Raw genomic sequence first — 15,060 nt, 5'->3', positions numbered from 1 at the left:
CAACATCCAAAGTCGGATCATAATCAATGCTGGTAGCGTATATGTCCGTAATCTTCTGATAGAATCGACGCTCTGAAGTCCTGATGTCCTGAATGCGCCACTCAAGCTCCTCGAAGTAGTCAAAGGGTTGATCCGGGTTTTTCAGGCGTTCATCGTCCAAGAGAAAGCCCTTCCTGACAAACTCAGTCAGTCACTCCGGGGCGTTTCCTGTTCTGCCGAGCATATCGATATCCATTGTCGGTCTTGCCAGGGGAGCATGCCAGACCCTGAGCAACAATGCCCCCTTGAGAACGAAACAATTTGCGAATGAGGAAAGCGACAGACGGTAGAGAAAGCGCTCCATGGCATAGTATTGCAACAGCTCCTGAAAAGGCCTGTTTTCCTGTCGCGCCTTGTTCAACAGCCTTTGCCTGACCGAGGCTCCGATATTTTTGATCGCTTTTGCGCTCACAGCGTTGCCTCCAGATATGGTTTCATGACCGAGGCAACACGGCACACCTCTGCATACTGCATGAGCGCATGCAGATTCTTATGCATTCTCTGCCGATACAGTTTGAGCGCTTCGAGCACGATATCCATTCCGATCCTGTTTCGGAATTTGAAGCAGTCTACAAGCGTCTTTTCCGGACTGTAGATCTTCACCGGGACACTCAGCCATCATCGGTACCACTCTCTGGACAGACTTTTTTGGCGGCAATCCAATCGCCATGTTTGATGTCAGTCAGGGCCTCAATGACTATCGGCTGATTAAAGTCGGAGCCGATTATCACCGGTTACGGCCGGAGTACCTTCTCGCTCTTCATCACAAGCAGAAAAAAAGGCTTTTTGAAGATGTCGATCACTATACGGGACTCGGATACACCGTGATTGTGGTCACCCATCATCACCCCTCACTACAAGGAATCGCCCCTGGTTACCGAAACGACCTCCTGAACGCGGCATATGTGTCAGACCTTGAAAAAGAGGTGCTCTCCCATAAAATAGCCTACTGGATCTGTGGTCACTGCCATACCGCCATGGAGTATTCAATCGGCGAGACCAGAGTGATCTGCAACCCCAAAGGATATCCTCACGAATACGGCAACGGTTTCGATCCGCTCAAAACGCTGAACGTTCAGTGATTTAGCATGCGGAGATTGTAGCAGCTATCGCCCCCTTTTATAAGATGAGCCACCCTCGGGCTAAAGAAGCCAAAAACGTTCTGGCCATTTGGCACCGATAAATGCCAGAAACCTGAACAAAAAGATTGTAGAGGTAGCGCAGGCATTACGCATACAAGCGCAATATTCAATTATGCAATGAGTTATCTGGTTTTTTCAGGAGAAGTAAAAAACTCGTATAACAATGGCGTAACAAAACCATGGGAAAACGGAGTTAACTAGGATAAAGTGGAAGTATTTTGGCGGTACAAGGGAGGAAAGAAAAAGCCTGCAAGTTGTTTACTTGCAGGCTTTTATGTGGGATGTGGGCGATAGAAGATTCGAACTTCTGACCTCTACAGTGTAAATATCATACCAAGGCTATATGCCATTGATATAAAAGGAGTTACTGGCCTATAAAAATTTTCGCGTAACATACGCGTAACAAAATTTTATCACTATCGATCAATAAATAAAAGCAACGATTATGCTCTCACCTCTGGTTTTTCATGATTACTCCGCCATGAATCCGGAGCAATCCAATTGTCCTGAAAAAATCGCTTTGCCCTGAGTGCTTCCACAGCTGGAGATAGAAATACCTGCACCTGCTGCACTACATCAGCAAACGAGGCCGGCAGGTATTCAAGACCAATACGTTTTCTGAAGGCATTCCATTGCACCTGCTTCTCCTCAATGAACTCTCCGGAAAAGATTTCTTTCATCTGGACGAGCGTTGTTCCCCGTTGCGCAAACGTCTGCCTGATGGCTTCTGCGAGACTGGCACCTTCGAAATCATACTGGCGTGAGAGCATCCAGATATCATAGAAGTCTTTCATCCTGCTGTTGAGGATGCCAAGCTTGGCCATCACCTCAAACTTTTCGGCAATCATGCTTTCCCTGCTGTAACAGTACATCTCAGCCTGAGGGAAATTCAGCAATGATGGTAACGATTCCTGTACTGGATCAGGGTAGACCTTGTCTCCAAATCCAATATCAAGCTGGATAGTCAGTCGGGCGGCATCGAGATCACCGCGAAATCGTATGCGCAATCCTTCATAGTCCGCATCTTCCGTTATCGGCTCAACGGTGATTGATTCCGGATCGAAAACGATCCCGTCTCCTTGTTTTTCAACGGCTAAAACCTGATGGATAATGGTCATGATACTCTCCGGGGCGTTTCCTGTTTTGCCGAGCATATCAATATCCATTGTCGGTCTTGCCAGGGGAGCTTGCCAGACCCTGAGCAACAATGCCCCCTTGAGAATGAAACGATCTGCGAATGAGGAAACCGACAGACGGTAGAGAAAGCGCTCAATGGCATAGTATTGCAACAGCTCCTGAAAAGGCCTGTTTTCCTGCCGCGCCTTGTTCAACAGTCTTTGCCTGACCGAGGCTCCGATATTTTTGATAGCATTTGCGCTCACAGCGTTGCCTCCAGATATGGTTTCATGATCGAGGCAACACGGCACACCTCTGCATACTGCATGAGTGCATGCAGATTCTTTTGCACTCTCTGCCGATACAGTTTGAGCGCTTCGAGCACGATATCCATTCCGATCCTGTTTCTGAATTTGAAGCAGTCTACAAGCGTCTTTTCCGGACTGTAAATCTTCACCGAAACACCATCGAGCTGATGCGTTTCAATTCCGATCTTGAAACAAGAGGGTGAAAACCGGAAAACCGTAACCGGAGGATACTCGATTCTTGGTTGTTCGGCACCTTTTTCAAGCGCAAGAGATACACTGTGTGGAACCTGGGTAGTCATCTCGTGAAAGGAGAGTGCCGAAACCAGGCAAAGTACACCATTCGGAACCCTCAGTGCAACGGTGACAAGATCAGGATATTCGAGCTGCTTCCACCCTTTGAGTTGGTAAATCCCTCGAGAAAGCTCTTCAAGCTCACCACTGTCACGAAGACTGTAAAGCGTCCGGGGATGAATACCAAGACTGATCGCTTCCCGGGTACGGATGAGGCCTCCCTGGGCAAGAATAAGAGCTTTGGCCTTATCTGCAACTGTACTTTGTTGTGACATTTTTCATACGGATAGAAATACCATACATTATGTATAAGTATAGGTATATTTATCCTAATCAACAATAGACCAGAGAAGCATCGAAAAAGGCTGAGGAAAATTTTTACCACTCGTTCCTCGAGCTTTCAGCGACTTTTAAGCTGTTCACTGCAAATTGCCTGAACTGGCTGAACAACATTGTATTGTTATTGCGAAACCGTATCGTTACAAGTGGAGCCAAGGTCTCCCGTCACAGTATCATGAACCTCAACTGTAAGCACTGATGCTTTTCAGAGTCATGTCCGACATCCATAACGAGTTCTGTCGGGAAGAGAGCAGCGAGAACTGGCAGGTTCCGGAACTTGCCGAAGACAATGAATCCGTGCTCATCCTTGCTGGAGATATCGGGCTGCTGAGCAGAAAACAGACATGGTTCGGTTTTCTTTCGCAGTGCTCAAAGCAGTTCAGAGACGTTTTCGTCATTGAGGGCAATCATGAATGGTATCACGGCAACATCGAGAAGCACTCCTGGCAGAACGCCATCGCCGAGCATCGATTTCACAACGTAGATACCGGTCAGCTTATCCTGGAAAAGGAGAAAATCGCCATCATCGGTACCACTCTCTGGACAGACTTTTTTGGCGGCAATCCAATCGCCATGTTTGATGTCAGTCAGGGCCTCAATGACTATCGGCTGATTAAAGTCGGAGCCGATTATCACCGGTTACGGCCGGAGTACCTTCTCGCTCTTCATCACAAGCAGAAAAAAAGGCTTTTTGAAGATGTCGATCACTATACGGGACTCGGATACACCGTGATTGTGGTCACCCATCATCACCCCTCACTACAAGGAATCGCCCCTGGTTACCGAAACGACCTCCTGAACGCGGCATATGTGTCAGACCTTGAAAAAGAGGTGCTCTCCCATAAAATAGCCTACTGGATCTGTGGTCACTGCCATACCGCCATGGAGTATTCAATCGGCGAGACCAGAGTGATCTGCAACCCCAAAGGATATCCTCACGAATACGGCAACGGTTTCGATCCGCTCAAAACGCTGAACGTTCAGTGATTTAGCATGCGGAGATTGTAGCAGCTATCGCCCCCTTTTATAAGATGAGCCACCCTCGGGCTAAAGAAGCCAAAAACGTTCTGGCCATTTGGCACCGATAAATGCCAGAAACCTGAACAAAAAGATTGTAGAGGTAGCGCAGGCATTACGCATACAAGCGCAATATTCAATTATGCAATGAGTTATCTGGTTTTTTCAGGAGAAGTAAAAAACTCGTATAACAATGGCGTAACAAAACCATGGGAAAACGGAGTTAACTAGGATAAAGTGGAAGTATTTTGGCGGTACAAGGGAGGAAAGAAAAAGCCTGCAAGTTGTTTACTTGCAGGCTTTTATGTGGGATGTGGGCGATAGAAGATTCGAACTTCTGACCTCTACAGTGTCAATGTAGCGCTCTAACCAACTGAGCTAATCGCCCTTCTGAAAGGCTGTTAATATAGGACAAGATTCATAAAATACAAAGCGGATTACGGGCCGCGTCATCATTTTATGCTCTTTTTTTCTTTCTGCCTGCCCCGTCAAGGTAGATGGGCTCGCCTTTGCGGTCGATGACCTCTTCAGTGATGATGCATTTGCCCACCCCTTTCATGGTCGGGAGCTCGAACATGATATCAATCATCACGTTCTCGAGCACGGAGCGGAGCGCACGCGCACCGGTCCCCCGCTCGATTGCAATGGCGACAACCCTTTCCAGAGCTTCGGGCGTGAACTCAAGTTCAACCCCGTCCATTTCAAAGAGTTTGCCGTACTGCTTGACAAGTGCATTCTTCGGCTCGACGAGGATGCTGCGCAGGGCGTCGGCATCTAGCGGGTCGAGAGTGCTGAGCACCGGAAGCCGACCGATGAACTCCGGAATCAGTCCATACTCGTGCAGATCGTCCTGGGTGACGTGCTTGAGGATTTCGGGGTCGTAACCGCTCTGCTTGTCCGTGACGCTTGAGCCGAACCCCATTGATGACTTGGAGATCCTGCGGGCGATGAGCCGGTCGAGCCCCTCGAATGCGCCGCCGCAGATGAAGAGGATGTTCTTCGTGTTGATGTTGATGAGCTGCTGCTCGGGATGCTTGCGTCCGCCCTTCGGGGGAACACCGACCACTGCGCCCTCCAGGATCTTCAAGAGCGCCTGCTGCACCCCTTCGCCCGAGACGTCGCGGGTGATGGAGACATTGGCCGACTTGCGGGCGATCTTGTCGATTTCGTCGACGTAGATGATGCCGCGCTCCGCCCGTTCGAGATTGAAGTCGGAGGCATGGAGCAGACGTGCCAGGATGGTTTCGACATCGTCTCCGACATAGCCCGCTTCAGTAAGGGATGTGGCATCGACGATTGAGAACGGAACCTCGAGCAGGTTGGCGAGCGTCTGGGCAAGCAGCGTCTTTCCTGTGCCGGTGGGGCCGATGAGCATGATGTTGCTCTTCTCGATGACGATTTCGTCATCATCGTGCCGCCACTCCTGCGAGTCGATGCGCTTGTAGTGATTGTAGACGGCGACGGCAAGCGAGCGTTTCGCCCTTTCCTGGCCGACGACGTACTGATTGAGCGACTCGAGGATGGCCTTCGGGCTGACAAGGCGCGGGAGAAACGGCTGCTCGGCAATCACTTCGGGATGCTGTATGGCGCTCAGCTCCTTGCGCAGAATATCGTAGGATGTCTTGATGCAGCGGTCGCAGATGAAGGCCATGGGCCCGGCGACCATGCTCGAGACCTCCTGTGCGCTCCGTCCGCAGAATGAGCAGTATACCTGCTCTCCTCCATCACCGCCCCGGTTAATGTTCCGTGTTTTTCCTTTTGCCGTCTCTCGTTCTCTGGTCATCTGCTGCTTCTGCGTTCTGTCGTTATGTTGTCAATTAGGGCACAAGGGGCCATCAGAGGCCCATTTTTGCGAGGCTGTCAAGGACATGCTGGAGAGCCATGCTCAGTTTCGGGTGGTCTGTCTCGAAGTGGTCTACGGCATCATTCATCCGTTCCATGAAAGGCTCGTCCCGGCATATATCCGCTGCGCCCTGTTGCCCGGCAAGCCGTCCGAGATCCTCTTTCAGGTCACAGAGCACCCGACTGGTTGACTCGTCGAGCGAATCAACCTGTTCAAGCTCATGGTGGAGCGATTCGAGGAGCTCCCTGAGTTTCTGCTGTTCCATAACACCACCAGCCTTTTATAAGTGCATCCCCGATGGATGCGTCCTGATTGAAAATGGATACCTGTATAACCGCCTAACACTCCTGTTCGTTTACGGAAGGAACGTTTCTCCCATGAGAAAACGGTCGCATTCGCGCGCTGCCGCACGGCCCTCCTGAATGGCCCAGACAACGAGGCTCTGGCCGCGGCGGGCGTCGCCTGCGGCAAATATCTTTCCCTCACCTGCCCGGTAGGTGGTTTCGGGGGCCTTGATATTCATGCGCAGGTCGCGCTCAACATGGAGCTGGTCGAGCAGAGCCTCTTCGGGACCGAGAAAACCCATTGCTAGCAGCACGAGCTCGGCAGGGAAAATCTGTTCGGTACCCGAGACCGGCTGCGGGATGAAACGGCCGTCCTTTTTGACCCACTCCACTTCCGAAGCCTCTACACCCTTCAGGTTGCCGCTGCCGTCCGTGATGAACTTCTTCGTCATCATGGAGTATTTCCTCGGGTCGTCGCCCTGCAGGGCAGCGGCCTCTTCCTGTCCGTAGTCGACCTTGAAGGTCTTCGGCCACTGGGGCCATGGGTTGTCATCGGGCCGTTCGAGCGCGGGTTTCGGCATAATCTCCAGCTGGACGACGCTCATGCATCCCTGACGGATCGAGGTTGCCACGCAGTCCGTGCCGGTGTCACCGCCGCCGATGACGACGACATGCCTGCCTTCGGCGGAGAGGGCGGGGGCCGTACTATCAAGCAGGGATTTCGTTGAAGAACGGAGGAAGTCCATTGCAAAATGGATGCCTGAAGCCTCCCTGCGTCCCTCTGCATCGAGGTCGCGGGGCTTCGTCGAACCGGTGCAGAGCACTACGGCGTCGAAGTCCGAGAGCAGCTGCTCAGCCGGAAAGTCGACACCGACCTCCGTCCTCACCCTGAAGTCGACCCCTTCCTGCTGCATGAGTCCGATACGGCGCTGCACCACCTGCTCCTTGTCCAGCTTCATGTTCGGGATGCCGTACATCAACAGTCCGCCGCAACGGTCATCACGCTCGAACACCGTGACCGTGTGACCGGCTTTGTTGAGCTGGTCGGCGGCCGCAAGTCCCGAGGGACCCGACCCGACGACGGCAACGCTTTTGCCGGTGCGGAAGGCGATTGATTTGGGTTCGACCTGACCCTCGGCAAACGCCCGTTCGATGATTGCGCACTCGATGTTCTTGATGGTGACCGGCGGCTCGATGATGCCGAGCACGCAGGACCCTTCGCAGGGTGCGGGACATACCCGTCCGGTGAACTCGGGGAAATTGTTGGTTTTCATCAACCGGTCGTAGGCATCCGCCCAGTAGCCGTTGTACACAAGGTCGTTCCATTCGGGAATGAGGTTGTGGATCGGACATCCGGTCGTCATTCCGGCAAGCATAATGCCGGTATGGCAGAACGGGGTGCCGCAGTCCATGCAGCGCGCGCCCTGATCGCGGAGCCCCGCGTCCTCCATCTCCAGATGGAACTCGTTCCAGTCCTTGATCCTCTCCAGCGGCGCCCTGTCCCGAGGCACTGCCCTCTGGAACTCCATGAAACCCTTAACTTTGCCCATAGCGATAGTTTACTCGATAATTAACTCGTTCTTAATTCCCCGATACCCTTGAGGGATCGTGCACGTTTTTCTCGAATGCGGCCATCACGGCCGCCTCACCGGTGATGCCTGCCGCCTCGACCTCTTTCATGGCCTCGAGCGCACGACGGTAGTCGTTCGGCATGACCTTCACGAACTTACCGATCAGCGTCGGGAATGCGTCGAGGATCGACTGGCCGAGGTCACTCCGGGTGTACTCGACATGTTTTTCGATCATCGACTGCAGGGCGGCGCATTCCATCGGGTCATCGACCGGGGTGACGGACACCATTTCGGGGTTGCAGTTGTCGCGGAAGGAGCCGTCCCGGTCATAGACGTAGGCCACGCCGCCCGACATGCCGGCGGCGAAGTTCCGGCCGGTCCTGCCGAGGATGACGACGGTGCCGCCGGTCATGTACTCGCAGCCATGGTCGCCGATGGCCTCGACGACTGCATGCAGACCGCTGTTGCGCACGCAGAATCGCTCTCCTGCCATGCCCCTTATGAATGCCTCCCCGGAGGTTGCCCCGTAGAAGCCGACGTTGCCGATGATGATGTTCTCCTCCGGCAGGAACGAAGAACCTTTCGATGGATAAACGGCGATACGCCCGCCCGACAGACCCTTGCCGACGTAGTCGTTGGCATCGCCCTCCAGTTCGAGCGTCATGCCCTTTGGAATGAAAGCGCCGAAGCTCTGGCCGGCAGAACCGGTGAACTTAAGCTTGATGGTGCCGTCCGGCAGGCCGGCGGCCCCGTAGGCTTTGGTGACCTCGTAACCGACAATGGTTCCGACGACACGGTTCGTATTGCGGATGGGGAGCGTGCTGGTAACCTTCTCCCGGCGTTTGATGGCCGGCTCGCATATCTCCAGCAGCGCAGTGCAGTCGAGGCTCTCCTCGAGCGCATGTTCCTGCGCCATGCTGCAGTACCGGGTTCCCTCTTCTGGGAGATCCATCTGGTAGAGGATCTTTGACAGGTCAATGCCCTTGGCCTTCCAGTGCTCAACCGTCTTCTTCATACCGAGCAGCTCCGTGCGGCCGACAAGCTCATTCAGGCTCCTTACGCCGAGACGAGCCATGTACTGGCGGACGCCTTCGGCAAGGAAGCGCATGAAGTTCTCCACGTGCTCGGGCTTGCCTTTGAAGTTTTTCCTCAGTTTCGGGTTCTGGGTGGCGATGCCGACCGGGCAGGAGTCGTCCTGACAGGCCCGCATCATGATGCAGCCCATCACAACGAGGGTTGTGGTTGCAAATCCGAACTCCTCGGCACCGAGCAGGGCTGCGATGAGGATGTCGCGTGCGGTCTTTAGCTGCCCGTCCGCTTCCACGACGATGCGGCTGCGGAGATTGTTCAGCATGAGGGTCTGGTGCGCTTCGGCAAGGCCGAGCTCCCAGGGCATGCCGGCATGCATGATGCTCGATATCGGGGATGCGCCCGTTCCGCCGTCATGACCGCTGATGAGCACAACGTCGGCATGGGCCTTGGCCACACCGGCCGCAATGGTTCCGACGCCGACCGTCGAGACCAGCTTCACGTTGATGCGCGCAACAGGGTTGGCGTTCTTGAGATCGTGGATCAGCTGCGCAAGATCCTCGATGGAGTAGATATCATGGTGCGGAGGCGGCGAAATCAGCCCCACGCCGGGAGTCGAGTGGCGAACCCTGGCAACCCACGGATAGACCTTGGTGCCGGGAAGCTGGCCGCCTTCACCTGGCTTGGCACCCTGCGCCATCTTGATCTGGATCTCATCTGCGCTCGCGAGATACTCGCTGGTGACACCGAAGCGGCCGGAAGCGACCTGCTTGATGGCCGACATCCTGGAGTCGCCGTTGGCATCTTTCACGAAGCGTGACGGGTCCTCACCGCCTTCACCGGTGTTGCTTTTGCCGCCGAGGCGGTTCATGGCGATGGCGAGGGTTTCATGGGCTTCCTGGCTGATGGAGCCGTATGACATTGCTCCCGTCTTGAACCGCTTCAGGATGGCCTCAACCGGTTCAACCTCTTCTATCGCAATGCCTTCGGCAGGGAAGCGGATGTCGAGAAGACCCCTGATCGTGCAGAGGTTGCGGCTCTGGTCGTCGATGAGCCCTTCATACTTCTGGAACAGATCATAGTCGCCAGTCCGGCAGGAGTGCTGCAGGAAGTGCAGTGCCTCGGGGCTGAACAGGTGGTATTCACCGTCATGTCGCCATTTGCGCTCACCACCGGCCTCAAGGCCGCGGTTGACCTTGTTGCCCGAAGGCGGAAAAACGGATGCATGGCGCCTGTGCACCTCTTCGGCAACCGTGCTGAGCCCGATGCCCTCGATCCTGGTCGGGGTGCGGGTGAAGTAGGCGTCGACCAGCTTTGAGTTCAGTCCGACTGCCTCGAAAATCTGTGCGCCGCGGTAACTCTGGATGGTGGAGATGCCCATCTTGGCCATGGTCTTCACCACGCCCTTGACGGCTGCTTTTACGTAGTTATAGATTGCGGTCTTTTCATCAAAGCGGATCTGGCCCTCGGCAACGAGCGAACGGATGGTTTCGAACGCCATGTAAGGGTTCACAGCCCCGGCTCCATAGCCGATGAGCATGGCGAAGTGGTGCACGGCCCTCGGTTCGGCAGATTCCAGCACAAGGCCGATTTCGGTACGGATGCCCGCGTTGATGAGGAAGTTGTGCAGACCCGATACGGCAAGCAGTGCAGGAATCGGCGCGCGGTCGCGCTCGATTTCTCCCTTGTCGGAAAGGATCACGATGTTCACTCCGACCTGTGCAGCCTGTTCGGCCTGGCGGTAGATATCCTGCATAGCCGCCTCGATCCCCTTGCCGCCCTTTGCGACGTCATAAAAGATCGGGATGGTGACAGCCCGGAAACCTGGTTTGTCGATGCCGCGGATCTTTTCCAGATCCTGATTGGTCAGGATAGGATGCGGCAGCTTGACCCTGCGGCAGTTGACCTCCTCGGCTTCGAGCAGGTTGCCTTCGGTGCCGAGCATGACCGATGTCGAGGTGATGATCTCTTCGCGGAGCGAATCGATGGGAGGGTTGGTGACCTGGGCAAAGAGCTGCTTGAAATAATCATAGAGCAGCTTCGGTTTGTTCGACAGTGCGGCAAGCGGCGTGTCGTTGCCCATCGAGCCGACCATTTCGACCCCCTTCTCGCTCATCGGGATAATCTGCATGGTGATGTCCTCCCGCGTGTATCCGAACACCTTCTGGCGGGCGGTGAGGCTGTACTTGTCCTCATCGGGGTTCCTCATCTGCGGATGGTCCGGCAGGGCGCTGATATCGATGACGTTGCGGCTGATCCATTCCCCGTAAGGCTTCTCGGAAGCAATGGATGCCTTGATCTCTTCATCGGCAATGATGCGGCCCTCAACGGTATCGACAAGGAACATGCGGCCCGGCTGGAGACGATCCTTCTTCAGGATACGCTCGGGTGCGATATCAAGCACACCGACCTCGGAAGCCATGATGACAAGATCGTCCTTCGTGATGTAGTAGCGGGAGGGGCGCAGGCCGTTGCGGTCGAGCACGGCGCCGATCTGGCGGCCGTCGGTGAAAACGACCGAAGCAGGCCCGTCCCAGGGCTCCATGAGGCAGCTGTGGTACTCGTAGAATGCTCGCTTCCCATCAGACATCGACTTGTTCCCGGACCAAGGTTCGGGAATGATCATCATCGCAGCATGGGCGAGCGAACGGCCTGAGAGGACCAGGAACTCGAACGTGTTGTCGAGGATGGCCGAATCGCTGCCATCCTCCATGATGACCGGCTTGATGTCTTCTATTGCGTCACCGAACACTTTGGAGCGGACGTTCTTCTCCCTGGCTTTCATCCAGTTGACGTTGCCGCGCAGCGTGTTGATTTCGCCGTTGTGGCTGAGGAACCGGTAGGGGTGCGCCCTGTCCCAGCTCGGGAAGGTGTTGGTGCTGAAACGGGAGTGCACCATTGCGATGGCACTCTCCATGTCGGGGTCGTGCAGTTCGGGATAGAACTCGCCGACCTGTTCGGGAAGGAGCATGCCCTTGTATACGATGGTGCGCGCCGACATGCTGCTGATGTAGAAATAGTTGCTGCCGAGCAGCCCCGCGGTGTACTTGACCCGCTTGGTGATGCGGCGCCTTATGATATAGAGCTTCCGTTCGAACTCGAGTTCGGAGGTGACGTCCTCGCCCCAGCCGATGAACAGCTGCTTGACGACCGGTTCCTCCGAACGGGCGGTGTCGCCGATGGTGGAGTTGTCGGTGGGGACCTTGCGGAGCCCGAGGCACTTCTGGCCTTCAGCCTGGATCATCAGCCGGCAGATATCCTCGATGGCCCGGCGCTGTGATATGTCCGGAGGGAGGAACAGCATGCCGACGCCGTAACGGCCTTCAGGGGGAAGTTCTATGTTACGTTCGCCGCATACCCTGCGCAGAAACAGGTCTGGAACCTGGAGCAGGATGCCGGCGCCGTCGCCTGTATTCTTCTCGCACCCGCAGGCACCGCGGTGCTTGAGGTTCTCGTTGATCTGCAGTCCCTGCTCGACGATATCGTGGGAGCGGACCCCCTTGATATGGGCGACAAAGCCGACCCCGCAGGCGTCATGTTCAAACTGTGGATCGTACAGTCCCGCGTTGGAAGTAACTTTCATATTATTAGGCACAACTTTTCTGGTAATTTCGAAATAAAGGCGACAGCGCAACCAAGGTGCAGAATATAAGGCTTTTCAGCAAAAAATTCTCACATACCCACCGTTCTCCCGCTCAGGCTTTCGCCTGACCGGCCACGGCGGCCACCGCCTGCTTCACGGCATCCTGGTCCCCGAGGTAGTAACTCTTCAGCGGTTTCAGGTCATCGTCCAGCTCATAGACAAGCGGGATGCCGGTGGGAATGTTCAGTCCGACGATATCGTCTTCTGAGATGTTGTCAAGATACTTGACGAGAGCGCGCAGCGAGTTGCCGTGTGCCACGATGGCTACACTCTTCCCGCTCCGGATCTGGGGAGCGATGGTCTCGTGCCAGAGAGGGAGGAAACGGGCGACCGTATCCTTCAGGCACTCGCTGAGGGGGATCTCCCCTTCGGCCATGCCGCGGTAACGGGGGTCTGCACCCGGCCAGCGTTCATCATCGCGGCCCAGAGCGGGAGGCGGCGTATCGTAGCTGCGCCTCCACACGAGCACCTGCTCTTCGCCGTACTTCTGCGAAGTCTCGGTTTTGTTGAGTCCCTGCAGGGCGCCGTAGTGGCGTTCGTTGAGCCGCCAGCTCTTGTGGACCGGCAGCCACATCTGGTCCATTTCGTCGAGCACGCTCCAGAGGGTGCGGATGGCACGCTTGAGCACGGAGGTGTAGGCCACGTCGAACACGATACCTTCTGCGCGGATGAGTTTTCCGGCGTTTGCCGCCTCTTTGCGTCCGCGTTCCGTCAGGTCGATGTCGTGCCAGCCGGTGAATCTGTTTTCAAGGTTCCACTGACTCTCTCCATGCCGCAACAAAACCAGTTTGATCATAATGCCCCCTTCAGGATGTTAATTCGGATTCAGCGTACTATCTCTTGTGCCCCGATGGCCCTTTTTCAGATTGGTCTCCAATTTAACAATCTCCCCACCTTTTCTCAAAGGGGATTAATTATCGGGCCACTGAACTCCATCGGAAATGTCCAAATGATTGAGGGGACGGTTTTTCTCCGAATTGGCTGTAGATTTATAGTGCAAAATGTGATATCTTAAATAATTTTTGGCGGCCGGCACGTTATCACCACTGCATGCCACCCCCGGCCTCAGGGGAGATGAGGATCTGTAAATGCACGTATATCTCGATTTAACACAGGACAATGAAGGTAGATAATTTCAGGCTGAAACTGGGCGCGCGAGAGTATGTCCCGATCATCATCGGCGGCATGGGAGTAAACATCTCGACAACCGAACTTGCTCTGGCGGCTGAAAAACTCGGCGGTATCGGCCATATCTCAGACGCAGAGACCGGGTACGTCTGCGACAGGATCTTCAATACCTCCTTTGTCAGCACAAAAAGAAAGAGATATGCGGCATTCACCGACAGCCGTGACAAGTCCGAAGTCAAGTTCGACCTCGGTGAAGTGGCAGAGGCGCAGAAAAGATATATCGAGCATACCGTTTCGCAGAAAACGGGCAACGGCCTGATTTTCCTGAACTGCATGGAAAAGCTGACCATGAACGGCGCCAACGAAACGCTGAAGGTCAGGCTCCGCTCGGCCATGGATGCCGGAATCGACGGCATCACCCTCGCCGCAGGCCTCAACCTCCGCACCCTCGACCTCATCCAGGACCACCCCCGGTTCCGCGACGTCAAGATCGGCATCGTCATCTCCTCGGTAAGGGCTCTCTCCATCTTCATGAAACGGGCCGTGCGCCTCGAGCGCCTGCCGGACTATATTGTCGTTGAAGGCCCGCTTGCCGGCGGCCACCTCGGCTTCGGCCCCGACGACTGGAAGAAGTTCGACCTGCATACCATCTTCACGGAAGTCCTCGCATTCATCAAAGAAGAGGGACTCCAGATCCCGGTCATCCCTGCCGGAGGCATATTCACCGGTACCGATGCAGCCCAGTACATGGCCGAAGGGGCTGGCGCCGTCCAGGTAGCAACCCGCTTCACCATCACGGCGGAGGCCGGTCTTCCCGCCAACGTCAAGCAGGAGTACCTCAACGCACGGGAAGAGGACATCGTCGTCAACATGGCATCCACCACCGGCTACCCGATGCGGATGCTCCGCCAGTCGCCAACCCTCCGCTACGCCATCAAGCCGAACTGCGAGGGCCTCGGATACCTGCTCGAAAACGGCGGCAAGTGCACCTACATCGATGCATACCATAAAGCTCTAGAAGAGCGCAGACCGGGCGAACCGCTCGAGGTCGAAGAAAAAACCTGCCTCTGCACCGGCATGGCCAAATACGACTGCTGGACCTGCGGCCACACCACCTACCGCCTGAAAGAGACGACCAACCGCATGGCGGACGGCACCTGGCAGCTCCCCCCGGCCGAAGACATATTCCTCGACTACCAGCACAGCCAGGATCACTCGATCCGCCTCCCCAAGCATCCCGAGGGACGCTGAGCGCTCTTTTCATAAAAGAAGTCGTACGAAGTCGTACATTAGTGAGAATGATACGACAG

At 55.3% G+C, this 15,060-nt stretch carries 10 protein-coding genes, 1 tRNA gene and 3 pseudogenes; 3 read left to right on the top strand and 11 right to left on the bottom strand.

The genetic code is table 11. The features are described from left to right. Positions 1-10: 10 nt before the first annotated feature. The 3 pseudogenes from rhuM to PLUT_RS12050 all read right to left on the bottom strand — a co-directional run. Positions 11-190 (bottom strand): annotated as a pseudogene (gene rhuM, locus PLUT_RS11655) (RhuM family protein); the annotation flags it as partial. 3 nt (positions 191-193) lie between these two features. Further along, positions 194-451, bottom strand: a pseudogene (locus tag PLUT_RS11650) (nucleotidyl transferase AbiEii/AbiGii toxin family protein); the annotation flags it as partial. After that, positions 448-648: pseudogene (locus PLUT_RS12050) on the bottom strand (type IV toxin-antitoxin system AbiEi family antitoxin domain-containing protein); the annotation flags it as partial. The pseudogenes PLUT_RS12050 and PLUT_RS11650, both read right to left, overlap by 4 nt. Before the next feature lie 59 nt (positions 649-707). Between PLUT_RS12050 and PLUT_RS02635 the strand changes: the two are divergent. Then, complete coding sequence (locus PLUT_RS02635) at positions 708-1,121, top strand: hypothetical protein (protein WP_238974610.1); 414 nt, start codon at positions 708-710, stop codon at positions 1,119-1,121. A gap of 503 nt (positions 1,122-1,624) precedes the next feature. Here PLUT_RS02635 and PLUT_RS02630 read toward each other — a convergent pair. Both PLUT_RS02630 and PLUT_RS02625 read right to left on the bottom strand, forming a co-directional pair. Further along, a complete protein-coding gene (locus tag PLUT_RS02630) occupies positions 1,625-2,563 on the bottom strand; it encodes a nucleotidyl transferase AbiEii/AbiGii toxin family protein (protein ID WP_011357271.1) in 939 nt (312 codons plus the stop codon). Then, positions 2,560-3,171, bottom strand: coding sequence for a type IV toxin-antitoxin system AbiEi family antitoxin domain-containing protein (locus tag PLUT_RS02625; RefSeq protein WP_011357270.1), 612 nt, complete (start codon positions 3,169-3,171; stop codon positions 2,560-2,562). Before PLUT_RS02625 ends, PLUT_RS02630 begins: the two co-directional genes overlap by 4 nt. Before the next feature lie 262 nt (positions 3,172-3,433). Between PLUT_RS02625 and PLUT_RS02620 the strand changes: the two genes are divergently transcribed. After that, on the top strand, positions 3,434-4,222 hold the full coding sequence (locus PLUT_RS02620) for a metallophosphoesterase (RefSeq protein WP_011357269.1): 789 nt from the start codon (positions 3,434-3,436) through the stop codon (positions 4,220-4,222). A gap of 344 nt (positions 4,223-4,566) precedes the next feature. Here PLUT_RS02620 and PLUT_RS02615 read toward each other — a convergent pair. The 6 genes from PLUT_RS02615 to gpmA form a co-directional block, all read right to left on the bottom strand. After that, positions 4,567-4,640, bottom strand: a tRNA-Val gene (locus tag PLUT_RS02615). A gap of 69 nt (positions 4,641-4,709) precedes the next feature. After that, positions 4,710-6,035, bottom strand: coding sequence for an ATP-dependent Clp protease ATP-binding subunit ClpX (gene clpX / locus PLUT_RS02610; RefSeq protein ID WP_011357268.1), 1,326 nt, complete (start codon positions 6,033-6,035; stop codon positions 4,710-4,712). A gap of 52 nt (positions 6,036-6,087) precedes the next feature. After that, positions 6,088-6,360 (bottom strand): DUF4404 family protein, encoded by a 273-nt coding sequence (locus PLUT_RS02605; RefSeq protein ID WP_011357267.1) that lies wholly within the window; start codon positions 6,358-6,360, stop codon positions 6,088-6,090. Between the two features lie 90 nt (positions 6,361-6,450). Further along, positions 6,451-7,929, bottom strand: a complete 1,479-nt coding sequence (locus PLUT_RS02600; protein ID WP_011357266.1) for a glutamate synthase subunit beta — start codon at positions 7,927-7,929, stop codon at positions 6,451-6,453. A gap of 31 nt (positions 7,930-7,960) precedes the next feature. After that, positions 7,961-12,562: a glutamate synthase large subunit gene (gene gltB, locus PLUT_RS02595; RefSeq protein ID WP_011357265.1), complete on the bottom strand. Its 4,602-nt coding sequence runs from the start codon at positions 12,560-12,562 to the stop codon at positions 7,961-7,963. 112 nt (positions 12,563-12,674) lie between these two features. After that, complete coding sequence (gpmA, locus tag PLUT_RS02590; RefSeq protein ID WP_011357264.1) at positions 12,675-13,418, bottom strand: 2,3-diphosphoglycerate-dependent phosphoglycerate mutase; 744 nt, start codon at positions 13,416-13,418, stop codon at positions 12,675-12,677. Positions 13,419-13,741: 323 nt separating this feature from the next. Here gpmA and PLUT_RS02585 point away from each other — a divergent pair, with 323 nt between their 5' ends. Next, a complete protein-coding gene (locus tag PLUT_RS02585) occupies positions 13,742-15,001 on the top strand; it encodes a nitronate monooxygenase (protein ID WP_011357263.1) in 1,260 nt (419 codons plus the stop codon). The last annotated feature ends 59 nt before the right edge of the window (positions 15,002-15,060 follow it).

It is taken from the genome of Pelodictyon luteolum DSM 273 (assembly GCF_000012485.1).
Classification (GTDB): Bacteria; Bacteroidota; Chlorobiia; order Chlorobiales; family Chlorobiaceae; genus Chlorobium; species Chlorobium luteolum.
The sequence above is the reverse complement of the archived record's forward strand: the minus strand, read 5'-3'. Positions and strand labels throughout refer to the sequence as shown.

What these genes read in the sequence shown, in the direction of transcription:
- PLUT_RS02635 (WP_238974610.1), top strand. Translation starts at nt 708, where the DNA reads ATGTTTGATGTCAGTCAGGGCCTCAATGACTATCGGCTGATTAAAGTC.
- PLUT_RS02625 (WP_011357270.1), bottom strand. Translation starts at nt 3,171, where the DNA reads ATGTCACAACAAAGTACAGTTGCAGATAAGGCCAAAGCTCTTATTCTT.
- PLUT_RS02620 (WP_011357269.1), top strand. Translation starts at nt 3,434, where the DNA reads ATGCTTTTCAGAGTCATGTCCGACATCCATAACGAGTTCTGTCGGGAA.
- clpX (WP_011357268.1), bottom strand. Translation starts at nt 6,035, where the DNA reads ATGACCAGAGAACGAGAGACGGCAAAAGGAAAAACACGGAACATTAAC.
- PLUT_RS02605 (WP_011357267.1), bottom strand. Translation starts at nt 6,360, where the DNA reads ATGGAACAGCAGAAACTCAGGGAGCTCCTCGAATCGCTCCACCATGAG.
- PLUT_RS02600 (WP_011357266.1), bottom strand. Translation starts at nt 7,929, where the DNA reads ATGGGCAAAGTTAAGGGTTTCATGGAGTTCCAGAGGGCAGTGCCTCGG.
- gltB (WP_011357265.1), bottom strand. Translation starts at nt 12,562, where the DNA reads ATGAAAGTTACTTCCAACGCGGGACTGTACGATCCACAGTTTGAACAT.
- gpmA (WP_011357264.1), bottom strand. Translation starts at nt 13,418, where the DNA reads ATGATCAAACTGGTTTTGTTGCGGCATGGAGAGAGTCAGTGGAACCTT.
- PLUT_RS02585 (WP_011357263.1), top strand. Translation starts at nt 13,742, where the DNA reads ATGAAGGTAGATAATTTCAGGCTGAAACTGGGCGCGCGAGAGTATGTC.